Origin of the sequence: Paraburkholderia sp. RL18-101-BIB-B (assembly GCF_046026985.1) — a bacterium.
Lineage (GTDB): Bacteria > Pseudomonadota > Gammaproteobacteria > Burkholderiales > Burkholderiaceae > Paraburkholderia.
On sequence record NZ_JARESV010000122.1, the window covers coordinates 1 to 3,408 of the forward strand.

The 3,408-nt window shown below is 61.2% G+C and carries 2 protein-coding genes; both read left to right on the forward strand.

The features are described 5' to 3' along the window. Window positions 1–609: efflux RND transporter periplasmic adaptor subunit (locus tag P0D73_RS46020; protein WP_408436336.1), on the forward strand; the 609-nt coding region annotated here is incomplete at its 5' end. Between the two features lie 13 nt (window positions 610–622). Beyond that, window positions 623–3,408 (forward strand): efflux RND transporter permease subunit (locus tag P0D73_RS46025; RefSeq protein WP_408436340.1); only part of this gene is annotated, 2,786 nt, incomplete at its 3' end.

The following is a 3,408-nucleotide window of genomic DNA, read 5'->3' on the forward strand; positions in this document are numbered from 1 at the left end:
TATGTCTACCAGCTCGATCCGATGTGGGTGAACTTCAGCATCTCCGAGAACGAGTTGCTCAGATACCGCGACGAGATCACCAAGGGCGCCCTTCGGTTTCCGGCTGATAACGACTTCATCGTGACTGTCTTGCTGGCCGACGGCAGCCAGTTTCCCGATCAGGGCCATATTAACTTCACCAATCCTGCGTTCAGCACGGAAACGGGCACGTTCCTGGTTCGTGCGTCGTTTGCGAATGCTCAAGGCACGCTGCGGCCCGGACAGTTCGTGCGTGCTCGCGTGGCCGGTGCGGTGCGCCCGAACGCGATTCTCGTGCCGCAGCGCGCGGTATTACAAGGCTCGAAGAGTCACTTTGTATGGGTCGTCGACAACGACTCGAAAGCTCATCAGCGTGTCGTTGAAGTCGGCGAATGGCATGGCGACGACTGGTTCGTCACGCAGGGATTGAAGGCCGGCGAGCGGATCGTCGTCGACGGCGCGCTCCGCGTTACCGCCGATGCTCCGCTGAAGATAGTGGCATCGCCCCCACCCGCTGCGGCAGCCGACGCGCCAGAGGAGGGAAGCACCGGTTCGAAGGCGCGCCCATCCAGTACGGTCGCGGCAAAATAAACGGGCGAGCGATATGAACCTGTCCCACTTCTGCATCGACCGTCCGATCTTTGCGTCGGTGATATCGATTGTCATCACGCTTGGTGGCGCCGTCGCGATGGTCAATCTGCCGATCGCGCAGTACCCGGACATCACGCCGCCGCAGATCACGATCTCCGCGACCTATCCAGGTGCGAGCGCCGACGTGGTCGCCAACAATGTGGCCGCGCCGATCGAGCAGCAGGTGAACGGCGCGGACAACATGATCTACATGAGCTCGTCGAGCTCATCGACCGGCAACCTGACCGTCAATGCGTACTTCCAGATCGGCACCAACCCGGAACTCGCGCAGGTCGATGTGCAAAACCGTGTGAACCTCGCGTTGCCGCAGCTGCCGCAATCGGTGCAGGCGCAAGGCATCCAGGTACAGAAGAAGTCGTCGGCGTTCATGATGGTGATCGCGATCTATTCGCCGAGCGAGCGCTACGACGCGACCTACATCGCCAACTACGCCAACATTTACGTGCTCGATGCGTTAAAGCGCATTCCGGGCGCCAATCAGTCGGCCATCTTCGGCACGCCCGACTATGCGATGCGAATATGGTTGAAGCCCGATCGCATGGCGCAACTGGGCATCACGGCCGGCGACGTGCAGAAAGCCGTCGCCAACCAGAACCAGCAGTTTGCTGTCGGCCGCCTTGGGCAGTCGCCGACCGGCTCGCCCGTTGAACAGTCGTTCGCGGTCACGACTACGGGCCGGCTCGCCGACCCCGCCGAGTTTGAGAACATCATCATCCGCGCGGCCAGCGGCGGCGCGGCGATCGTGCGCCTGAAGGACATCGGCCGCGCGGCGCTCGGGCAGAAGGACTATTCGATCCGCAGCCGCTATCAGGGCAAACCGGCGACAGTCATGGCCGTGTACCAGCAGCCTGGCGCGAACGCGCTTGACGTGTCGAAACAGGTGCGCGCGACGCTCGCCGAGATGAAGAAGACGTTTCCGGAGGGGCTCGAATACAGCGTCGCGATGGACACAACCGAGTTCACCCGCGCATCCATTTCGGATGTCGTGCATACCTTCTTCGAAGCGCTGGTGCTGGTCGTGATCGTCGTGTTCGCGTTCCTGCAGAGCCTGCGTGCGACGCTGATTCCGGTGCTGGCGGTTCCCGTATCGATTGTCGGCACCTTCATGGGGATGCTGGCGCTCGGTTTCTCGATCAACATGCTGACGCTGTTCGGCATGGTGCTCGCAATCGGCATCGTCGTGGACGACGCGATTGTCGTGATCGAGAACGTCGAGCGCAACATGAACGTGCACAAGCTGAGTCCAAAAGACGCCGCCAAGCGGGCAATGGACGAAGTCTCCGGCCCGGTCATTGCTATCGTGCTGGTGCTGTGCGCGGTGTTCGTGCCGGTGGCGTTCCTCGGCGGCATCACGGGCCAGCTGTACAAGCAGTTCGCGATCACGATTGCGATCTCGGTGGTGTTCTCGGGCCTGGTTGCACTGACGCTGTCGCCGGCGCTGGCCGCATTGCTGCTCAAGCCCGGCCATCACGAAAAGCGCGGCTTCTTCAAGTGGTTCGACAAGAACTTCGAAAGGATGACGAACAGCTATACGCGTGCGGTCAAGCTGGTCATCAAACGGTTCGTCGTGGCACTGTTGCTGTTTGGGGGGATGATCGCGCTCGCGGTCGTCATGATGCGCTCGATACCGACTTCGTTTCTGCCGCCGGAAGACCAGGGCTATCTGCTCGGAGCGATCATCATGCCGGACGCAGCAAGCCTCGATCGCACGGGCGAAGTATCGCAGCACGTCACCGACTACTTCATGAAGCAGGAGGCCGTGGGGAGCGTGACGATCGTCGATGGTTACAGCCTGCTCGACAGCCAGAACAAGAACAACGCGAGTACGTTCTTCATCGGCTTCAAGAGTTTCGACGAACGCTACAAATGGGCCAACATCCGCACGCAGAACGCACGGGCGGTGCTGATCGGCGCGTACGAGAACCTGTCGAAAATAAAGGAGGGCATCATCCTGCCGGTCAATCCGCCGTCGATACCGGGGCTCGGCACGACGGGCGGCACCGAAATGTGGATTCAGAGCAAGGGCGACGGCACGATCGCGCAGCTCGCGGACGTGGTGGACAAATTTCTGGAGAAGGCAAAGAAACGACCCGAACTGGCGCGCGTGACATCGACCTTCAATGCGTCGTCGCAGCAATTGCTCGTCAACGTCGACCGGGACAAGTCAGAAACGCTCGGCGTTCCGGTCGAGGAAGTGTATAGCGCGATGCAGACCATGTTCGGTTCGCTATACGTCTCGCAGTTCAACCGGTCGAGCCGCCTGTGGCAGGTCATCCTCCAGGCCGAACCGGCGTACCGGTTGACGCCGCAGGATCTGAACCAGATCTACGTGCGCAGCAAGACCAACAGCATGGTGCCGCTCAAGGCTGTCGTGACCTCCCAGTACGTGACGGGCCCCGATCTCATCACGCGCTTCAACAACTTTCCCGCTGTCAAGATTACGGCCAACGGCGCGCCGGGCTACAGCTCGGGGCAGGTCATCTCGACGCTGGAAGAGGTCGCGGGTGAAGTGACGACGTCGGATTACGGCATCGGCTGGAGCGGTGAGGCATACGAGGCGAAGCAGGCGGGGGGCACGTCGAGCCTCGTGTTCGTGTTCGGTCTCATCATGGTGTTCCTGATTCTCGCGGCGCAATACGAGAAATGGAGCCTGCCGTTCGGCGTATTGATGGCAGTGCCGTTCGCGCTCTTCGGCGCGCTGCTGGCCATCCTGTTGCGCGGCCTCGAAAACGATGTGTA